Here is an 18,970-nt window from a genome sequence, read left to right on the forward strand (position 1 = left end):
TACAAGTGAATTAAGGAGGTCATCCTTAACCTTCGATACATTCTTAGAATAGTGATATTAAGCCCCCATCCTTTATTTTATAGATTTGTCATCATTCTCAATTCTTAAATTTAATCTTACACTTTATTAATTTAAAATTTTCTGAGCATATCCCTTGCAAATGATTTTGCTTTGTTGTAACATGTATTGTGACAACAGATTGATTCTGATAAAAAGATTAACATTTAAAGGAGATTCCCTATGTCTAAAAAAGTATTATTTATCGTTGGCTCACTTCGTGAAGGTTCATTCAACCATCAAATGGCACTAGAAGCTGAAAAAGCTCTTGAAGGCAAAGCTGAGGTTAGCTATCTTGACTACTCAGCCATTCCTCTATTTAGCCAAGACCTTGAAGTCCCAACTCTTCCAGCTGTCGCTGAAGCTCGTGAAGCAGTTCAAGCTGCTGATGCAATCTGGATTTTTTCTCCAGTCTATAACTTCTCAATTCCTGGAACAGTGAAAAACTTGCTAGATTGGCTTTCACGCGCCATTGACTTGTCTAACACTCGTGGAACTTCTGCTCTTCAAGATAAGATTGTGACTGTATCTTCTGTAGCAAATGCAGGACACGATCAACTCTTTGCAATCTACAAAGACCTTCTACCATTTATCCGTACACAAGTCGTTGGTGATTTTACCGCAGCTCGTGTCAATGATTCTGCTTGGGCAGATGGTAAACTAGTCCTTGAAGATAGCGTCGCTGCTTCTATAGAAAAACAAGCTGATGACTTGGTACAGGCTATTCAATAATTGAATTAAAAAAAGAGGCTGGGACAAAAGTCCTAGCCTCTTAATTGTCTTTGGATTGTCGAGCAAGACGCAGTGGTCGAGTGGGCTCTACTACGCTGATTTCATCAGCTTTTACAGCCCTACTCAACTGTGCGGAGGTGGGACGACGAAATCGAATTCTAACGAATGACCGATTTCTGTCCCACTCTCTTTTTTATTAATCAACAAGTTCTGAAACCATACTATGTTTGAGTGGTAAACTACACATCACTAGAAGGAAGATAAAGGCTGATTGAATCCAGAAGAGGGCCAGGTCAAAAATTCCATGTACAGCAACTACTGTTAAAAATGAAAGATAAAGTCCAAGGATAGGTCGTTTACTTGGTACTTGACTCATATCAATCAACATACGGATTGGATTTGAAGAAGCAATCCCTAATAATACTGTTCCTACTACACCGTAACTCAATATCGTATCGATATAGATACTATGCGCATGTTCATGATAAGGAGCAAAGATACGGGGGTACGAATGCATGTAAGTTAGTGGACCTTCACCCCAGAACGGATTTTGTTTGAATAAGGCCATACCTGCATTCCAGATAGACACTCGTTCTTCCATAGACGAATCAAGCGTTCCCATTCGAACTCCCAAATCACTCGAAAAGAGAAAGGCTAGACCAACACCAAAGACTCCGATACTTAGCCATAAGGCACGCCAGTTCTTAATGGTAGTGAAAAGATAAATAATCGCAGCAAAGATAATGGCTGGAAAAGCTGTTCTATTTTGAGTGAAATTCAAGCCAAACAAATTCGCAAAAATCGCAATGAGAGAGAAAATTCTCAACCATCTCAATCTAGTCGTACTAATTAAGTAAAATCCAATCATGATACAGAAGCAACAGATTATTCCGTAATAATTAGGATTAAAGAAAGCTACTTCTGCACGGTTCTGATGCCAGACCTGCATCTTAGGTGATAAGAAAGTATAATCAAATTTCTTTACAATTTGAAAATGCTCCAAGGCTGCAAAAACTGATGCTAGCACACTAAGCGACAAAACCGATTGTAATACTAATCTGAAAAACTTAGGTGTTAAATGAGCTTGATAATAATAAAAGAAAATCGCAAAGAGGAACATCCCTAAAGTAGCAACAATTCCCATCACATTTTGTGCTAAAAGTGAGATAGCACCACTATAACCAATAAATAAGAGTAAGATAGAATGGTGGGTTAATCGTTTTAAGATTCCCTTCATCTCTCCTGTAAATATGAGACCTATTAAGTAGGCAATAAAAATGATGACGAAAATATAAAAAGGCAGGAAAATACTTAGAATAACACCTAACAAGACTAGTTCTTGCTTGGACAAGCCTTTCAACTTTTCAATGATACCTATTGATTTCACAACAGATCCTTTCTCTCTGCGCTAAAAAACACAGATAAATAAACTATTAAAACATTTTACCATTTTTCAAATGATTTGAAAACCACTTTGTCCATGGCATCCTAACTAAAATTAGGTAAAATTTTTATAGTAGACTAAGATACCTCTCAAAGCACGCATCCTTTTTTAAAAATATGGTACAATAAATCTAGTTGTTGCAGAAAGGGCCTAGTATGAAATCCTATCAAGAAGTCTACAAAATCTTAGCTAACGAAATAGATTATTTAAGTGGAGAAAAAATTGCTGAGACATTAAACCTCTCTCGCACCTCTGTTTGGAAGGCTATTCAGCGCCTCCAACAAGAAGGTTTAGAAATTGACAGCATCAAAAACCGTGGCTACAAACTTCTTCATGGTGACCTAATCTTACCTCAAGAAATAGAAGCCAATAGCCCCATCTCAGTTCAATTTAAACCTATCACCAAATCAACCCAGAGTGATGCCAAGGAGGCCATGGAAACTGGTGCCAAAGGAGACACACTCTACCTATCAACAGGCCAAACGATGGGACGTGGTCGGTTCCAACGCCCCTACTATTCTCCAGAACAAGGTGGGATTTACATGTCTCTCCACCTCAAGCCAAATCTCTCTTATCTAGATTTACCAGCCTATACACTCTTGACTGCAGCTGCAATTTATAAGGCTGTTAAAAACCTTTGTCTGATTGATTTAGATATCAAGTGGGTGAACGATCTCTACCTAAATCAGAAAAAAGTAGCCGGTATCCTAACCGAGGCCATCACTTCTGTCGAAACCGGACTGGTCACAGATGTTATTATTGGGGTTGGTATCAACTTTTCTATCGCTAAATTCCCAAAAAATTTACAAGGGAAAGCTGGAAGTTTATTCTCTCAACACAGTCCAATCACTCGAAACGAACTGATTGCTGAAATCTGGAAATGTTTCTACGAAACAGATGTAGACGAACTGCTTTATCTCTATAAAAAACGCTCTATTGTTTTAGGAAAAGAAATTTCTTTTAAGAAAGATCAGCAGACAATCTCAGGAAAAGCATGCGATATTTCTGATCAGGGCCAACTACAGATAGAATTAACTACTGGTGAAAAAATCTGGCTCAATAGTGGCGAAGTTTCGCTTAGTAAATGGTGAAGTGTTTTTGAAATATTAAAAAATCGACCTTCTCTAAAGAGAGGTCGATTTTTTGATCGTTTATTTTTTCAAACGTTCAACGTCACGAGCAATGACAAGTTCTTCATCAGTTGGGATAACAAGTACACGAATTTTTGCTGCATCTGTAGAGATATCTCCAGTTACTCCAAAGACATTCTTCTCTGGGTCCACATCACATCCGAACCAAGAGATTCCATTGATGACTTTCTCACGGACGAGCGTTGCGTTTTCTCCAACACCTGCAGTAAAGATGATGGCGTCTGCTCCGTTTAGAACTGCTACGTATTGTCCAATATATTTTTGAATACGGTCAACATACATTTCAAAGGCAAGGATAGCATCGTGATTGCCTTCCTTCACACCATTTTGAACATCACGCATGTCACTCGATAAACCTGAAACGGCTTGAAGACCAGATTCACGGTTTAGAATACGGCTAATATCCTCTGGAGTCTTGAAGTCTTCTGTATGCTCCATCAAGTAAGGAATGATAGCTGGGTCAATATCACCAGTTCTTGTTCCCATCATAACTCCAGCAAGTGGAGTGAATCCCATAGAAGTATCAATTGATTGACCTCCCTTGACAGCTGTGATAGAAGCACCGTTACCGATATGGCAAGTGATCAATTTCAATTCTTCGAGTGGACGTCCCAAAACTTTTGCTGCTTCTTGGGCTACGTACTGGTGGCTTGTACCGTGTGCTCCATATTTACGAACCTTATTTTCTGTATAGTACTTCGTTGGTAATGGATAACGGTATGCTTTTTCTGGCATTGTAGTGTGGAATGATGTATCAAAGACTGCTACACTTGTAATATCTGGCAACAATTCTTTGAAGGCACGAATACCCGCAGCGTTTGCAGGGTTGTGCAATGGTGCAAGAAGACCTAGTTCTTCAATTTTTTCTAAGACATCGCCTTCAACTACTGTAGACTCTTTGAAGTATTCTCCACCTGCAACAACGCGGTGTCCAACACCAGTAATTTCATCATAAGATTTAATAATTTCAAAACGAATCAGGTCATCAAGCAAGATTTTTACAGCCAAGGTGTGGTTTTCGATATCAAGAACTTGTTCTTCAGAACGACCATCAAACTTAACTGTTGACACAGAGTCCTTCAATCCGATTCGCTCAATCAAACCTTTTGCAAGTACCTTTTCTTCTGGCATTTGGTACAGTTGCCATTTCAAGCTAGAGCTTCCAGCGTTAATTGCAATGGTTTTTGTCATAAATTTATTCCCCTTTTTAAGCGTTTTCAACTATTATATCAAAATTTACACTAGATTTCATGCCCTTGACACCAATTTTGAAAATTTTCCTTAAATTCCATCAAAATTTCAGGGTCATGGAGACTGGTAAGTGGATAAACAAATGGTTCAAAGCCTTCTCCCGTCTTCTTTTGTAGGACAAAAATGGTTTTAGACTGGGCTCCTTGAGCGAAAAGGTCCTCTGGTAAAGCTATGATAGCTACTAATTGAGCCTGGTCAATTAACCACGATTTCAAGAGGTCGCTCTGAGGACTCGTCAAGAGATTGCTAGGAGCTAGAAAAATCGCATAGCCTCCTGTTCTGAGATACTTGAGCGATTGTTCCATTAACAAATGATGGGCATAGGTATGTTCCCCCTCAGCTGCAACTTGGTAACGCGAAGCTATCTGATTATCTGGGTAGTAGCCAATAGGAAGGTCGCTCACAATGATATCACTTTCTTTTAATACTTGTGGACGTACCGCATCTCCTTGGACAAAGCCCATTTGAAGATCCATAACTTCCGCCATACTCGCAGCCAAATCAATTAAGAGATCATCAATCTCAATCCCTAGGTAGTCTACTTTTTTGTTCATAGTTGTCAACAAGCTAGCACCCAGGATTCCCATACCAGAGCCCAACTCTAATAGACTTAGCTCTTCTTCAGGCCAAAGTTCCTCAATCAAAAAAATTATCAAGTGACCAACCACATCCGGAGTGAACTGGTGATTGGCTTGAAGAGGTTCTGTTTGCGCTGCCTTCATTAACAAAAATTGATAGGTCCGTAACCACTCCTCCTTTCGAAGTGCCAATCGTTTTAGGGCCAGGTTATTTTTTTTGACTTGCTCTAGATTGGTTTGCCCATCTAGATAAATCCCATTTTGTTCAATTAAGGCGTCATAAAAACTTGTTGCCAAATCGTTTTGGATGATTTGGACATTTTCTAGTAAATAGGTATATGCTTGTTCAATTTTTTCAAAATCCATAATCTTATCTTACCAAATTCAGAGCTGATTTTCCAGATTTTCATAATACTGAAAACAAATTAAAAACCTCTGAGATGACTCCCAAAGGTTCTTTTATTTCTATTTACTATTTTCAACAGCTGCTGTTACAAAAGCAGTGTAGAGTTCTTCTGGACGATTTGGACGACTTGAAAGCTCTGGATGGTACTGACAAGCCACAAAGAATTTGTTTTCTGGGATTTCAACAATTTCGACCAAGCGATTGTCTGGTGACACTCCTGAAAAGACAAAGCCTGCACCTTCAAACTGCTCACGAAAGGCATTATTAAACTCATAACGGTGACGGTGACGACGTTGCACCACTTCTTTATTATGATAAGCTGCAGCCGCCTTAGAGCCACGTTTTAGCTTAGACGGATAAAGCCCTAAACGAAGGGTTCCACCCATATCCTCAACATCAATCTGATCTCTCATAATGTCAATGATAGGATATTTGGTATCAGAATCAAGCTCTGCGGAATTAGCTCCTTCAAGTCCTAAAACATGACGGGCAAACTCGATACAGGTTAACTGCATTCCCAAGCAGACTCCCAGCATCGGTACATCATTTTCACGAGCATAGCGAATGGCTTCAATCTTACCTTCTGTCCCACGTTGACCGAAACCACCTGGTACGATAATACCATCAGCGTCAGAGAGGAGTTCCGCTACATTGTCAGCTGTCACATCGTTCGCATTGATCCAATTGATTTTCACTTCTGCATCATTAGCATAACCAGAGTGCTTCAAAGCCTCGACAACAGAGATATAGGCATCTTGCAACTCGACATATTTACCAACAAGAGCAATCTTGACTTGTTTTTTGAGATTCATAACCTTGTCAACCATAGCTGACCACTCTGTCATATCTGCTGCAGGTGCATCAATTTTCAAATGGTCGCAGACAATTTGATCCATGCCTTGTGCTTGCAGATTAAGTGGGATTTGGTAAAGATGATCCACGTCCAATGACTCGATAACTGCTTCTGGTGCCACATCACAGAACTGGGCTAGTTTATTTTTAATTCCTTGTCCAGCTGGCTTTTCAGTACGGATGACCAACATATTAGGCTGGATTCCCAAACCACGTAATTCTTTGACAGAGTGTTGAGTTGGTTTTGTCTTCATTTCACCAGCTGCCTTGAGGTAAGGAAGCAAGGTTGTGTGGATATACATAACATTATCTGCACCGACATCTGCCTTCATCTGACGAAGCGCCTCTAAGAATGGAAGGGATTCAATATCCCCGACTGTTCCACCAACTTCTGTAATAATGACATCAGAGTCAGTCGTTAGAGCAGCACGCTTGATTTTTTCTTTCAAGGCATCAGTAATATGAGGAATGACTTGGACAGTGGCACCCAAATACTCTCCACGGCGTTCTTTACGAAGAACTTCGCTGTAGATTTTACCAGTTGTCACGTTTGAGTATTTATTGAGGTTGATGTCGATAAAACGTTCATAGTGACCCAAATCCAAATCTGTTTCGGCCCCATCATCTGTTACAAAGACTTCTCCGTGCTGGTAAGGACTCATGGTTCCTGGGTCGATATTGATATAAGGGTCAAATTTTTGAATGGTTACTTTCAAACCACGGTTTTTCAATAATCGTCCTAGGCTCGCTGCAACAATTCCTTTCCCAATAGACGATACAACACCACCAGTTACAAAAATATATTTCGTAGACATAGATTCCTCTTTCTAAAATGTTCAAGATCCTGTTCACTAGAAGGGGAGATAGGAAACAAGACCTTCACCGATAACTACAATCCAGGATGATCATTTACCTGGAAAAACAAAAATAGCTCCCTAACAACTAGGGAGCTCCGACCTCCAAAAGAGGTGCCCGAACAATATCTTACCCCAATTTGACTCATTTGTCAAATATCACTCTTTGCTAGATTTAGAGTTCTCCTGCAGAAAAGAAAAACAACAAGGAAATTTCCTTGTTGTTTTATATTATTCTTCCTCTTCCTCAGAATCTTCGTCGTCTTCTTCAACAAGATCGACATCTTCCCCAAGATCGTCTGGTGCAATTTCGTTGATTTCAGCGTCGTAGGCTTCTACTTCGTTCTTCTCATCGTCTGGATTTTCATCATCGTAAGAAAGAGCTGGATCTTCTTCGTAGGCATCTTCGTCTTCAGGATCATCTGCACCATAATCAATGGCATCCGTATCTCCGTCCATAAAGGCATTAACACGTTTTTTCTTAGCCTTAGGTGCTACTTCTTCATCGTCACTTTCTTCAAGTGCAATGATTTCTTCGTCAATTTCATCTACTCCATACCATGAACGAAGGCCCCATTTGTTATCTCCAAGAGAGATAAAGCTACCATCAAAGTTCAACTCTGTATAGAACAAAGGTAGGGCTTCGCGAATATCGCTATTAGAGGTACCAAGATAGTTTTGGATTTCATTAACTAAATCGCTAAAATGCATCTCGTGATCGCGACCACGTTGTTCCAAGATGGCACGAGCCACCTCAATCATAGATAGTTCACTTTTTTCTTGCCCAGCAAATACTTCTAATTCCAAAGTGTTTCTCCTCATTTTTTACTACTAACGCCAAAGCATACAAACTCTGGTCTCATTTTATCATGTACTCTTTATTGTACGATAATTTTCTTTATTAGTCAAAGGTTTAGAAGAAATTCATGTGAAATATTTCAGCTAATTAATACTCAATGAAAATCAAAGAGCAAACTAGGAAGCTAGCCACAGGCTGTACTTGAGTACGGCAAGGCGACGCTGACGTGGTTTGAATTTGATTTTCGAAGAGTATATAAGACCTGGGAGATACACTCACAGGTCCGCTACTTTATTTATAGCTTAAAGCTCGTTTAAAGGTTTTCCAGACACCTAGATCATCTGTTTGGAGGACTAGGCTGGCATACATCCGTCCTATAAAGGCTGTTGCCGTTACGGCGAATACAACTGTTATTGCAAGCGAAATCCATGCTTCTAAACTAGTTGCATAACCATTAATAGCTCTGAAAGGCATAAAGAAGGTTGAGATGAATGGGATATAAGATCCAATTTTCAAAATCAAATTGTCTCCTGCAGCGCCTAGGGCAGTAACGCCAACAAAACCAGCTATTATCAAAATCATCAACGGAGATAAGGCCTTTCCTGCATCTTCAGGGCGGGAAACCATAGAACCCAGAAAGGCTGCCAAGACCACATACATAAAGAGACTGACCAAGACAAACAACAAGGTATTGACCGAAAAAGCTTCTCCCAAGTGGCTTAGAATACCTGAATTGGCCAAGATAGGCATATCTTTAAAGAATAAAATTGCTCCAAGTCCGCCTACAACATAAATACCAATATGAGTCAAAATGACAAGAAGCAAGGCAATCATACGTGCGTAAAAGTAGTGACTAGCACGAATACTTGAGAAGACCACTTCCATAATTTTTGTCCCTTTTTCACTGGCTACCTCTTGAGCAGTGACACTGGCATAAGTAATCAAGATCATATAAAGGAAGAAGCCCAGTCCAGCCGCCGCAAAGGTTTGTACCATCTTTTTACTTTCCTTAGCTTCATCAATCTGCTCTGTGAATTGAATCGTTTGTGCCAAGTGTTGTTCCTGTTCCTGGGATAAATGCGCCTCCGAACGATTGAGTTGGTATTGGAGCTCATTCAACTTAGTTGTCACAGCTAACTTTATACCACTTTCAAGTGAGGTTTCACCGTGATAGACTGCCTTGAGGACACTACCTTCTTGGTCAATCGTTAGATAGCCCTTGATTTTTTCATCCTTGACAGCTTCTTGGGCGCTTGCTTCATCCTTATAGTCAAAATTAATGCCATTGGTCGATTTAAGACTCTCTGTGACAGCAGGCACCGAACTAACTACTGCCACCTTATTATTCTGAGCCAGAGAGGAACCTTGGAGATAGCCAATTCCGCCAGACAAGCCTATAAAGAGAAAAGGCGAGATTACCATAAAGAAGAAACTCCAGGATTTGACATGACGTAGATAAGTTTCTTTGATTACAACCAACATATTTCTCATACTTCCACCCCTGATTCTAGTTTAAAGATTTCATCAATTGTCGGAGCTTGCTGGTCAAAGGTCGCAATATAGTGTCCTTGAGTCAAGATAGCAAAGAGCTCTTGTCCAGCATTCTCATCATCTAGGATGAGCTTCCAAATCCCCTGCTTGGTTAAGCTAGCATGAATGACATGTGGGAGTTTTTCCAAGTCTTCCTGACTCTTTTCACTTGCAACAAAGAGTCGCGTTTTGCCGTATTGATTACGAACATCTTGGACTGGTCCATGCAAGACGACACGCCCATCACGAATCATAAGGATATCATCACATAGCTCTTCGACATTAGTCATGACATGATCTGAAAAAATAATGGTTGCACCACGTTCTTTTTCTTTCAGGATAACCTGCTTAAGCAATTCGGTATTGACTGGATCCAAACCACTGAAGGGTTCATCAAGGATAATCAAATCTGGTTCATGCATTAAAGTAATAATCAGCTGGATTTTTTGTTGATTCCCTTTTGAGAGGCTCTTAATCTTGTCTGTCAATTTTCCCTTTACTTCCAGCTTCTCCATCCATTGAGGAAGTTTTTCTTTGACTTCTTTTGCATCCATGCCTTTTAGGGTTGCCAAATAACGCACTTGTTCAAGAACTGTCAACTTAGGCATGAGACTACGTTCTTCTGGTAGATAACCAATCCGAGCATAGGTTTCCTGACGAATTGCCTGGCCATCAAACTGTATCTCACCTTGATACTCTAAAAATTTCAAAATACTATGGAAAATAGTGGTCTTTCCTGCTCCATTTTTTCCAACTAGACCTAAAATACGCCCTGGGCGTGCTTGGAAATCTATACCAAATAGAACTTGTTTAGGACCAAAACTTTTTTCAAGATTGCGGACTTCTAACATATGCCACCTCCTACTCATCTTACCCTCATTATACTCCTTTTTTTAGCCATTACAAGGATTTATGTACATTTTTATTAGTAGAATTTACTAGGAATTTTTTATCTCAAAACGAATCAGATTCAACCTTATTCTTCTTTCCAATATTAGGCATTTACAAAAATAAAAAAACCATCCCTAGGGATGGTTTTTAGGTTTTTAGCGTACTTCCGCATGGACTTTTTCTTCAAGTGATGCTTGAATTTTTTCCATGTAGCGTGCGACTTCTTCGTCAGTCAAGCTATCTTCTGGATTTTGGAAGGTCAAGCTATAAGCCATAGACTTCATACCAAGACCTAGTTTTTCACCTGAGAAGACGTCAAAGAGTTTAATGTCTGTCAAGCGTTTCACACCCGCAGCTTTGATGGCATCAACTACATCTTGGTGAGTGACTTCAGCTTTGAGGAGAAGGGCGATATCACGACTCACCGCTGGGAACTTGGTAATTTCCACAAATGGAGCAGCTGGTTGAAGGGCTGCTTCGATAGCTGAAAGGTTAAGCTCAGCTACATAAGTCTCTGGAATATCATAAGCCTTGGCCGTAACTGGATGCACTTGACCGAGGAAACCAAGAACTTGGTCACCGAGTGAAATCAAGGCTGTACGTCCTGGGTGGAGGCTCTTAATTTCTTGCGTTGCTGTATAAGTCACCTCAAGACCCAAGCGAGCAAAGAGGGCTTCCAAAATTCCCTTGGCATAGAAGAAATCAACAGGGACTGCTGGTGTTTGGAAGTCTTTTTCAGCAACTAAACCAGTCAATGCAAAAGCAAAGCTGTTGATTTCGTTTGGCAAGTCCTCCTTTGGATTACCCGTTTGCTCGAAGACTTTTCCGATCTCGTAGAGAGCCAAGTCTTTGTTCTTACGAGCTACGTTGTAGGCAACTGTATCCAAAATACCTGAAACCATATTTTGACGGAGGACTGAACGGTCCACGGTCATTGGCCACATAAGTTCTGTCAAATGACTTGGTTGAACAGTGAACTCAACCGCTTTTTCAGGAGTTGTCAGAGCGTAGGTGATGATTTCAGTCAATCCAGCACCTTCAGCAATGGTGCGAACTTTACGACGTAATTTTTGAGTCGCAGTCAATTCACCGGCTGTCCCATCATCTTTTGGAAGACTAGTTGGCAAGCGGTCATAACCATAGATACGAGCGATTTCTTCAAAGAGATCCGCCTCGATAGTGATATCCCAACGGCGACGTGGCACGCTGACAGTAAAGCTTTCAGCATTTCCAGAAAGACCAAATCCAAGACGACGGAAGACATCTTCTACATCAGCGTATGAAAGCTCCGTACCAAGGACACGGTTAACGTCTGCAAGGGTTGAAGAAACTTCTACATCAGAAGTATCCAACTGTCCTGCTGAAACGATACCTTTACGAACAGTCGCACCGGCCAATTCAGCAATCATGCTCGCTGCCGCATCAAGGGCTTCATTAACGGTTGCCACATTGATACCTTTTTCAAAGCGAGAAGAAGACTCTGAACGAAGGTTGAGGCGACCGCTAGTCTTACGGATTGATTTGCCATTGAAGACAGCTGCTTCAAGAACAACACGAGTAGATTTTTCAGAGATTTCTGTAGCCTGACCACCCATAACACCTGCAAGGGCTACTGGTTTGTCAGCAACAGTGATGACTAAGTCAGTTGCTTCCAAGTCACGTTCTTCCCCATCCAAGGTCACCAATTTTTCACCAGCACGCGCTTCACGCACACGGATATCAGATCCTTCAAAGGTATCCAAGTCGAAGGCATGCATGGGTTGACCAAAGTAGAGCAAGATATAGTTGGTCACGTCTACCACGTTATTGATTGGACGAATACCCTCATTCATGAGGAGGTTTTGCAACCATTGTGGACTTGGTGCGATGGTCACATTGTCCAAGATACGAGCTGCATAGTATGGTGCCTTATCTGTGTCAATGCTGACAGAAAGAGCATCTGCTGCAGCTTCAGTAGTTTCTGTTAAAGTAAATTCTTTAAAGGTGACTGCCTTGTCATAGATGGCTGCTACTTCGTACGCAACCCCACGCATAGAAAGGGCATCTGCACGGTTTGGTGTGATTGAAAGTTCGATGATTTCATCATCCAAGTCGAGATATGAGAATACTTCCTCACCTGGAACAGCATCATCTGGCAAGATTTGGATGCCATCAGCAAATTCCTTTGGTACAACGGAGTCAGAAATTCCCAACTCACCAAGTGAACAGATCATCCCTAGTGACTCTAAGCCACGGATTTTCCCTTTTTTGATTTTGTAGTTATCCGCGATGCGAGCACCCGGAAGAGCTACCATAACCTTGATGCCTGTACGCACATTTGGTGCTCCACAGACGATTTGGCGGGCTTCTTCTTCACCCACATTGACTTGACAGACATGCAAGTGTGTTTCTGGCACATCTTCGCAAGACAAGACTTCTCCGACGACAATTTTTGAGAGACCGGCAGCTGGCGATTCCACACCTTCTACTTCAATCCCTGTGGTTGACATTTTTTCAGCCAACTCTTGTGATGGCACATCAATGTCCACCAATTCTTTTAACCATTTGTATGATACTAACATAATTCTGATTGTAAGGTCCCACCAAGCAAGACCTTTTCAATTCCTTTCTTTTTCTTCGAGTCAGTCATTTCTATTTCTATACCATGTGAAAACAAGAACGACTGTTTAGGATTGTGTTTCAGGTTTCAATCTTATTTAAACTGTTCTGAAAAGCGGACATCGCCTTGGTAGAAGCCACGGATATCGTTGATTCCGTAACGGAGCATGGCTACACGCTCTTGTCCAAGACCAAAGGCAAATCCAGAGTAAACAGTCGCATCGATACCACTCATTTCAAGGACACGTGGGTGAACCATACCTGCACCCATAATCTCGATCCAACCAGTTTTCTTACATACGTTACAGCCTTCTCCACCACACTTGAAGCAAGAAACATCCACCTCAACAGATGGCTCTGTGAATGGGAAATAAGATGGACGAAGACGGATTTGACGCTCTTCACCGAACATCTTTTGCACAATCAACTGAAGCGTTCCTTGAAGGTCAGCCATAGAGATATTTTTCCCTACAACCAAACCTTCGATTTGGTGAAATTGGTGACTGTGGGTTGCATCGTCCGTATCACGACGGAATACACGTCCTGGAGAGATCATCTTCAAAGGACCTTTAGAAAAATCATGGGCATCCATAGCACGCGCCTGAACTGGAGACGTGTGCGTACGAAGCAAGATTTCTTCAGTGATATAGAAAGTATCTTGCATATCACGGGCTGGGTGATCTTTTGGAAGGTTCATACGTTCAAAGTTATAGTAGTCTTGCTCAACTTCAAATCCATCCACGACTTGGTAACCCATTCCGATGAAAATATCTTCGATTTCTTCACTGGTTTGTGTGAGAACGTGACGGTGACCAGTCGCAACTGGGCGACCTGGAAGCGTCACATCGATGCTCTCGCTGGCAAGTTGTGCTTCCACTTTCTTTTCTTCCAAGAGCTTAGCTGTTTCTTCAAAGGCAGCTGTCAAAACATCACGTGCTTCATTAACGTGTTTTCCGATAACAGGGCGCATTTCAGCTGAAACATCTTTCATCCCTTTAAGAATTTCAGTAAGAGAACCTTTTTTACCAAGGACAGAGACGCGCAATTCTTGCATTTCTTTTTCATTTTCAGCAGTAATCTGCTTCAAGCTTGCTAGCGTCTCTTCACGAAGCGCTTTTAATTGTTCTTCAATAGTTGACATAATTCCTCCATCAGTCTCTCGTAGATAAAAAGAAAACCACATGCCAAAAACTCCACTCGGAGCGTTGACACGCGGTACCATCCGTTTTTATCTGACAAGTCAGACCTTTATTTCTGAATCCATAGGCAAGTGAATTCACCCAGCTTTCATATAGAGAGCTTTCAGTCACGGCTCTCCTCCCTGATATACTTCTCCTGAGATACTAGTCTTGCAGATTCCTATTTAATTAATATTCATTTTATCAAATTTCAAACATTCTTGCAAGATGTTTTACGACTAATCAACATAGTCCCCACCTTCAAAGCCATAATACTCTTCTAAACTGAGGCCACTTGCAGCAATTTCTTTGGCTTCTTTTCCGACATAACGAAGGTGCCATTCTTCAGCCATATAGCCTGTTTCTTTTTCCTTACCTTTGAGGTAACGAACGACAAAGCCATAGTCAGCAGCATGATCTAAGAGCCATTGGGCTGCCTTTTCTTCAGTGACTAGATCTCCATTTGTTCCAATAAGGTCAAAAGCCAGTCCAGTTTGGTGTTCACTATAACCTGGTCTTGCTGAATAGCGATCAGCTTCAGCCTTGCCATCTTTATTTACATAATCTTGGTAAAGTTGAGTTTGAGTTTCATAACTTCTAAAACCACTATAGTGGTCGCTAATTGGAAAACCTGCTTCCTGCATTCCTTTAATGAGTTTCATCAGCTGAGCTTTAGCTGTAGGATTTTCTCCAGGATTATAGTCTTTGGACATAGGATAATGCTTATTCGCGACTACAATCTCATCGTACTTCCCTTGAATGCTGTAGTGATCTCCTTTGTCAACCACTTCTGCTTTCTTTTGACTAGCGTCCTGAGATTGACTGCCGACAGTTCCTTCTTGTACAGTTGATTGCTCTGAAGAAGCTTTTGAGTCAGAAGTCGCCGATTTTTCTTGTGAACAAGCTGCCAATGTCAAGGCTAGAAATCCTGATAATACAAGGTATCTTTTTTTCATTCTTTATCCTTTCATCTCTATCATTTGGTCTAAAGTATCAGATAAGGTAGCAATCAAACCTTCTAATTTGCTTCCCTTAACCTGATATTCTTCAGCAACCATTTCATCCCATGGAACCCACCAAACTGGACCACGACCATTAAGACCGTGTCCCTTCATATCACCCTCTCGTCTCGGAAAAATATGCCAGTGGGCATGTGCATCTCCATTTCCTAACAACTCTACATTCATCTTTTCAGCAGAAAAAGCTTTAGAAACAGCTTCCTGCACCAGACTCATTTCCTCTAAAAATTGAAGTCTGACACTTGGATCTAGATGATGTAATTCTGTGACATGTTCTTTGGCTAAGAATAAAGTGTAGCCTTCAAAATACTGGTGGTCTCCGATGACAACATAGCCTGTTTCCAGTTCTTTTACAAAGTAGGGATTATCACCAGATTTTATTAGATCAATTCGTTGACAAATCAAACACATATCAGTCCACCAAGTCACTCTTTAGATAAGCGTCTACCATGCGTTCAGTTGCTACGACAGAATCGATATGGGTGCGTTCGTATGAATGGCTAGATTCAATCCCAGCTCCGAGAAGAGCGTGTTTGACTTCTGCTCCAGCTGACATAGCTGCAGAAGCATCCGAACCGTAAAATGGATAGATATCTAATTTAAATGGAATGTCTTGGTCTTTTGCTAAGGCAACCAAATGTTGACGGAATTCATAGTGGTAAGGGCCTGAAGCATCTTTGACACAGATAGACACTGTGTATTCATCCGTCTGCTGGTCATCTCCCATTGCTCCCATATCTACTGCTAGATATTCGACAACTTGACTAGGAATACTTGAGTTAGCACCATGCCCCACTTCCTCAAAGACTGAAAAAGCAAAATGTGTAGTGACAGGAAGTTCAACTCCTTCTTCTTTGTAGACCTTAAGGAGATTGAGAAGGATAGCTGCACTGACCTTATCATCCAAATGACGCGATTTGATAAATCCTGTCTCAGTTACGACAGTTCGTGGATCAAAGCTGATAAAGTCACCAACCTCAATACCAAGTGCGCGTGTTTCTTTTTCATTGGTCACTTTTTCATCCAAACGAACTTCCATATTGTCTTGCGTACGTTCAGCAGTTCCAGCGTCCTTGTAGACATGGCAAGAAGTCTGGTGGATCAAGATGGTACCTGAAACAGTTTTCCCTGTACTTGCTACATGAACCGTACAGTTTTCTCCTTCAATCATATTCCAAGGATAGCCACCGATACGGTCCATTTTGAGACGACCGTCTGGTTTAACAGCACGAACAATAGCCCCCAAGGTATCCACATGGGCAGTTACATAACGTTGTTTGTCATCATTTTTACCTTTAACAGTGACATTAACACCACCTTTAGCAGTGCGAATTGGTTGATAACCTAGTCTTTCAAGAGTCTCAACTAAATAATTCGTAATTTCACGTGTGAAACCAGTTGGGGATGCGATAGCAGTTAGTTCTTTAATATATTCTACAGTTTGATTCATTTCTTCACCTCTTGCTACCATTATATCACTTTTCCCATTTTAGTATGTGCAAAAAGGAAAAACGATTATACTTTGATTGCAAAAGTATTTTATGGTATAATGAAAAAAAGTTCTTATGATGAAAGGAAATAATATGAACAAATATTTTAAAACGACACTTCTCTTAGCCTTACCGTTGGCATTCTTGTTGGGATGTTCAAAACAAGCATCAACAACTTCGAACTCTTCAAAAGCAGAGACAACTGAGGTAAAAAATACTGAAGCTGAAACAACTGAAAAGAAATCCGAACTAAAAACTGTTACTTTTGTAAATGACTCTCAGCCAGGCATCCAGTCAACATTGACCTATACAGTTGACGGTGATAACGTTGTGAAACAAACCGCTCATAACGTTGCTGATCCTGAAGCCCTAAACAATAATGCAGATGATTTAAAAAACCTAATTGAAGAAACCTACAAAGGATACAAAGGACTCAAAGGTGTTACTTTATCAGTCGAGATTAAAGACGGTAAAGTCGTTCAAGACCTTGAAATCGACCTTTCAGTTGCAAGTATAGACGAACTTAGAAAAGCTTTACCAGAAGAATACTCAGGCGTTGGAAAAAATGTAAGTTTTAAAGCCTCTAAGAAAATGTTAACAGAACATGGTTATAAAGAACAAACGAACTAAGAGGAATTGAAAAAACCTTGGCATAAGCCAAGGTTTTTTTATTCCATCTCAAAAGGTTCACTCTTTTGCTTATTTGGAAGAACAAGAGATAGTAAGATTCCAACAATCGCTGGCACTAACCACGGCAATGAAGCCTTAGCAAATGGCAAAACGTTCACGATGTTTGCAAGGACCTCAATCTTAAATGTAGATCCTAAAACACTTGCAATGGCAATAGCTGTAACAATAGCAACAGTTAGTTGCATGCCTGGTTTAGAAAGAGCGAAAAACTTGTTCACAATCACAATCATGACAATGGCCATCGTGATAGGATATAAGACAACAAGAACAGGAACAGAGTACTTGATAATGGCACTCAAACCAAGATTTGCGATGGCAAAACCAATCAAGGTAAAGACGGTCGCATAAACTTTATAGCTGATTTGTGGGAAGCGTCCATTAAAGAACTCAGCAGTCGATACAATCAACCCTACAGTCGTTGTAAAACAAGTAACGGTTACCATAGCTGCAAGGAAAATCTGAGCAGTAGAACCAAAGATTTCTTGGGTCGCTTGCGACAAGATATAAACTCCTGGAGTCCCACTCTTCATCGCTTCTTCTGTTACTGGGAAGTGATTTCCAAGGAAACCTAAGCCGATGTAAAGGGCACTAAATCCAATTGCAACGACAATTCCGACTACCCAAATAGTTGAAATATATTCTTTTTTACTTGAAAATCCAAGTTGTTTCATGGTTTGAACCGCGATTACACTGAAGGCAACAGAAGCAAGAGCATCTAGAGTGTTATATCCTTCAAGGAATCCTGCTCCAAATGCTGAAGCCTGATAAGCTCCTGAAGCCACTTGTGGTGCATTTCCACCATATTTAAAGGCCCCAAGGATGACGAGAACAACGATTAAGAGGGCAAAAACTGGCGTCAAGACACGACCGATACGATCCAAAATCTTTGAAGGATTCAGCGAAATGAGATAGGCTGCAACAAAGTAAAGAACCGTAAAAATTATCAAACCTAGACTTTTATCTGCTTGATCCAAAAGTGGACTTATCCCAACTTCAAACGATGTTGTTGCTGTACGCGGAATCGCAAAGAATGGACCAATCGACAAGTACAAGGCTGCTAGATAAACTGTCGCAAACCATGGGGAAATTTTCTTAGAAATTTCATAGATATAACCCTTTGGATTCAGGGTCCCGATAATCAAGGTTAAGACGGCAATCCCGACACCCGAAAATACAAATCCTGCAATGGCAGGGAGGAAGTTACCTCCAGACTGTGCACCCAGAGTTGGAGGGAAAATCAAGTTACCTGCTCCAAAAAATATTCCAAACAGGAGCAATCCTGTTAAAGCACCTTTTTTAGCCATAAACTCTCCTTATAAAATTAAAATACTTTCTTAGTATAACATGTTTAAAGGCTTGAAAAGGCTATCTCGAAATAATTCTAAAATGTTTTCAATTTTCGGAATTTTAGTACAAAAACATCCTTCGATTCCTTTCTCATTTGTAAAGG

The 18,970-nt window shown here is 40.7% G+C and carries 16 protein-coding genes; 3 read left to right on the forward strand and 13 right to left on the reverse strand.

Annotated elements, in window-relative coordinates:
- Positions 1-240 precede the first annotated feature (240 nt).
- Complete coding sequence (locus KJR31_RS04570) at positions 241-789, forward strand: NADPH-dependent FMN reductase (protein ID WP_214262281.1); 549 nt, start codon at positions 241-243, stop codon at positions 787-789.
- Positions 790-985: 196 nt separating this feature from the next.
- Here KJR31_RS04570 and KJR31_RS04575 read toward each other — a convergent pair whose 3' ends face one another.
- Positions 986-2,176, reverse strand: a complete 1,191-nt coding sequence (locus KJR31_RS04575; protein ID WP_214262282.1) for an O-antigen ligase family protein — start codon at positions 2,174-2,176, stop codon at positions 986-988.
- A 212-nt stretch (positions 2,177-2,388) separates the two neighbouring features.
- On the opposite strand from KJR31_RS04575, the gene birA reads away from it, so the two are divergent.
- The gene (gene birA / locus KJR31_RS04580) at positions 2,389-3,324 is read left to right on the forward strand and encodes a bifunctional biotin--[acetyl-CoA-carboxylase] ligase/biotin operon repressor BirA (RefSeq protein WP_214262283.1); all 936 of its coding nucleotides are present in this window, start codon (positions 2,389-2,391) and stop codon (positions 3,322-3,324) included.
- Between the two features lie 60 nt (positions 3,325-3,384).
- On the opposite strand, the gene KJR31_RS04585 is transcribed toward birA, so the two are convergent.
- The 11 genes from KJR31_RS04585 to KJR31_RS04635 form a co-directional block, all read right to left on the reverse strand.
- Positions 3,385-4,575 carry an acetate kinase gene (locus KJR31_RS04585; protein ID WP_214262284.1) on the reverse strand — a complete coding sequence of 397 codons (1,191 nt, stop codon included), beginning with the start codon at positions 4,573-4,575 and terminating at the stop codon, positions 3,385-3,387.
- Positions 4,576-4,625: 50 nt separating this feature from the next.
- Positions 4,626-5,579, reverse strand: coding sequence for a class I SAM-dependent methyltransferase (locus KJR31_RS04590; protein WP_214262285.1), 954 nt, complete (start codon positions 5,577-5,579; stop codon positions 4,626-4,628).
- A 99-nt stretch (positions 5,580-5,678) separates the two neighbouring features.
- On the reverse strand, positions 5,679-7,286 hold the full coding sequence (locus KJR31_RS04595) for a CTP synthase (RefSeq protein WP_214262286.1): 1,608 nt from the start codon (positions 7,284-7,286) through the stop codon (positions 5,679-5,681).
- Between the two features lie 270 nt (positions 7,287-7,556).
- Entirely contained in the window at positions 7,557-8,132 is a 576-nt protein-coding gene (rpoE, locus tag KJR31_RS04600; protein ID WP_006148015.1) for a DNA-directed RNA polymerase subunit delta, read from the reverse strand.
- 283 nt (positions 8,133-8,415) lie between these two features.
- On the reverse strand, positions 8,416-9,615 hold the full coding sequence (locus tag KJR31_RS04605; RefSeq protein ID WP_214262288.1) for an ABC transporter permease: 1,200 nt from the start codon (positions 9,613-9,615) through the stop codon (positions 8,416-8,418).
- Complete coding sequence (locus tag KJR31_RS04610; RefSeq protein WP_214262289.1) at positions 9,612-10,505, reverse strand: ABC transporter ATP-binding protein; 894 nt, start codon at positions 10,503-10,505, stop codon at positions 9,612-9,614. The genes KJR31_RS04605 and KJR31_RS04610 overlap by 4 nt, the downstream gene beginning before the upstream one ends.
- Before the next feature lie 195 nt (positions 10,506-10,700).
- Positions 10,701-13,106, reverse strand: coding sequence for a phenylalanine--tRNA ligase subunit beta (pheT, locus tag KJR31_RS04615; RefSeq protein WP_214262290.1), 2,406 nt, complete (start codon positions 13,104-13,106; stop codon positions 10,701-10,703).
- 131 nt (positions 13,107-13,237) lie between these two features.
- The gene (pheS, locus tag KJR31_RS04620) at positions 13,238-14,284 is read right to left on the reverse strand and encodes a phenylalanine--tRNA ligase subunit alpha (RefSeq protein ID WP_214262291.1); all 1,047 of its coding nucleotides are present in this window, start codon (positions 14,282-14,284) and stop codon (positions 13,238-13,240) included.
- Between the two features lie 276 nt (positions 14,285-14,560).
- Complete coding sequence (ldcB, locus tag KJR31_RS04625) at positions 14,561-15,277, reverse strand: LD-carboxypeptidase LdcB/DacB (protein WP_214262292.1); 717 nt, start codon at positions 15,275-15,277, stop codon at positions 14,561-14,563.
- Positions 15,278-15,280: 3 nt separating this feature from the next.
- Positions 15,281-15,751: an HIT family protein gene (locus KJR31_RS04630; protein WP_214262293.1), complete on the reverse strand. Its 471-nt coding sequence runs from the start codon at positions 15,749-15,751 to the stop codon at positions 15,281-15,283.
- A gap of 1 nt (position 15,752) precedes the next feature.
- Positions 15,753-16,790 (reverse strand): M42 family metallopeptidase, encoded by a 1,038-nt coding sequence (locus tag KJR31_RS04635; RefSeq protein ID WP_214262524.1) that lies wholly within the window; start codon positions 16,788-16,790, stop codon positions 15,753-15,755.
- 133 nt (positions 16,791-16,923) lie between these two features.
- On the opposite strand from KJR31_RS04635, the gene KJR31_RS04640 reads away from it, so the two are divergent.
- Complete coding sequence (locus KJR31_RS04640; protein ID WP_214262294.1) at positions 16,924-17,460, forward strand: DUF1307 domain-containing protein; 537 nt, start codon at positions 16,924-16,926, stop codon at positions 17,458-17,460.
- Positions 17,461-17,498: 38 nt separating this feature from the next.
- On the opposite strand, the gene brnQ is transcribed toward KJR31_RS04640, so the two are convergent.
- The gene (gene brnQ, locus KJR31_RS04645; protein ID WP_214262295.1) at positions 17,499-18,824 is read right to left on the reverse strand and encodes a branched-chain amino acid transport system II carrier protein; all 1,326 of its coding nucleotides are present in this window, start codon (positions 18,822-18,824) and stop codon (positions 17,499-17,501) included.
- Positions 18,825-18,970 lie beyond the last annotated feature (146 nt).

The sequence above is a fragment of the Streptococcus infantis genome, assembly GCF_018499575.1.
In the GTDB taxonomy this organism is placed as follows: domain Bacteria; phylum Bacillota; class Bacilli; order Lactobacillales; family Streptococcaceae; genus Streptococcus; species Streptococcus infantis_K.

Coding starts and splice junctions, on each gene's coding strand:
- KJR31_RS04570 (WP_214262281.1), top strand. CDS start 241: ATGTCTAAAAAAGTATTATTTATCGTTGGCTCACTTCGTGAAGGTTCA.
- birA (WP_214262283.1), top strand. CDS start 2,389: ATGAAATCCTATCAAGAAGTCTACAAAATCTTAGCTAACGAAATAGAT.
- KJR31_RS04585 (WP_214262284.1), bottom strand. CDS start 4,575: ATGACAAAAACCATTGCAATTAACGCTGGAAGCTCTAGCTTGAAATGG.
- KJR31_RS04590 (WP_214262285.1), bottom strand. CDS start 5,579: ATGGATTTTGAAAAAATTGAACAAGCATATACCTATTTACTAGAAAAT.
- KJR31_RS04595 (WP_214262286.1), bottom strand. CDS start 7,286: ATGTCTACGAAATATATTTTTGTAACTGGTGGTGTTGTATCGTCTATT.
- KJR31_RS04605 (WP_214262288.1), bottom strand. CDS start 9,615: ATGAGAAATATGTTGGTTGTAATCAAAGAAACTTATCTACGTCATGTC.
- KJR31_RS04610 (WP_214262289.1), bottom strand. CDS start 10,505: ATGTTAGAAGTCCGCAATCTTGAAAAAAGTTTTGGTCCTAAACAAGTT.
- pheT (WP_214262290.1), bottom strand. CDS start 13,106: ATGTTAGTATCATACAAATGGTTAAAAGAATTGGTGGACATTGATGTG.
- pheS (WP_214262291.1), bottom strand. CDS start 14,284: ATGTCAACTATTGAAGAACAATTAAAAGCGCTTCGTGAAGAGACGCTA.
- ldcB (WP_214262292.1), bottom strand. CDS start 15,277: ATGAAAAAAAGATACCTTGTATTATCAGGATTTCTAGCCTTGACATTG.
- KJR31_RS04630 (WP_214262293.1), bottom strand. CDS start 15,751: ATGTGTTTGATTTGTCAACGAATTGATCTAATAAAATCTGGTGATAAT.
- KJR31_RS04635 (WP_214262524.1), bottom strand. CDS start 16,790: ATGAATCAAACTGTAGAATATATTAAAGAACTAACTGCTATCGCATCC.
- KJR31_RS04640 (WP_214262294.1), top strand. CDS start 16,924: ATGAACAAATATTTTAAAACGACACTTCTCTTAGCCTTACCGTTGGCA.
- brnQ (WP_214262295.1), bottom strand. CDS start 18,824: ATGGCTAAAAAAGGTGCTTTAACAGGATTGCTCCTGTTTGGAATATTT.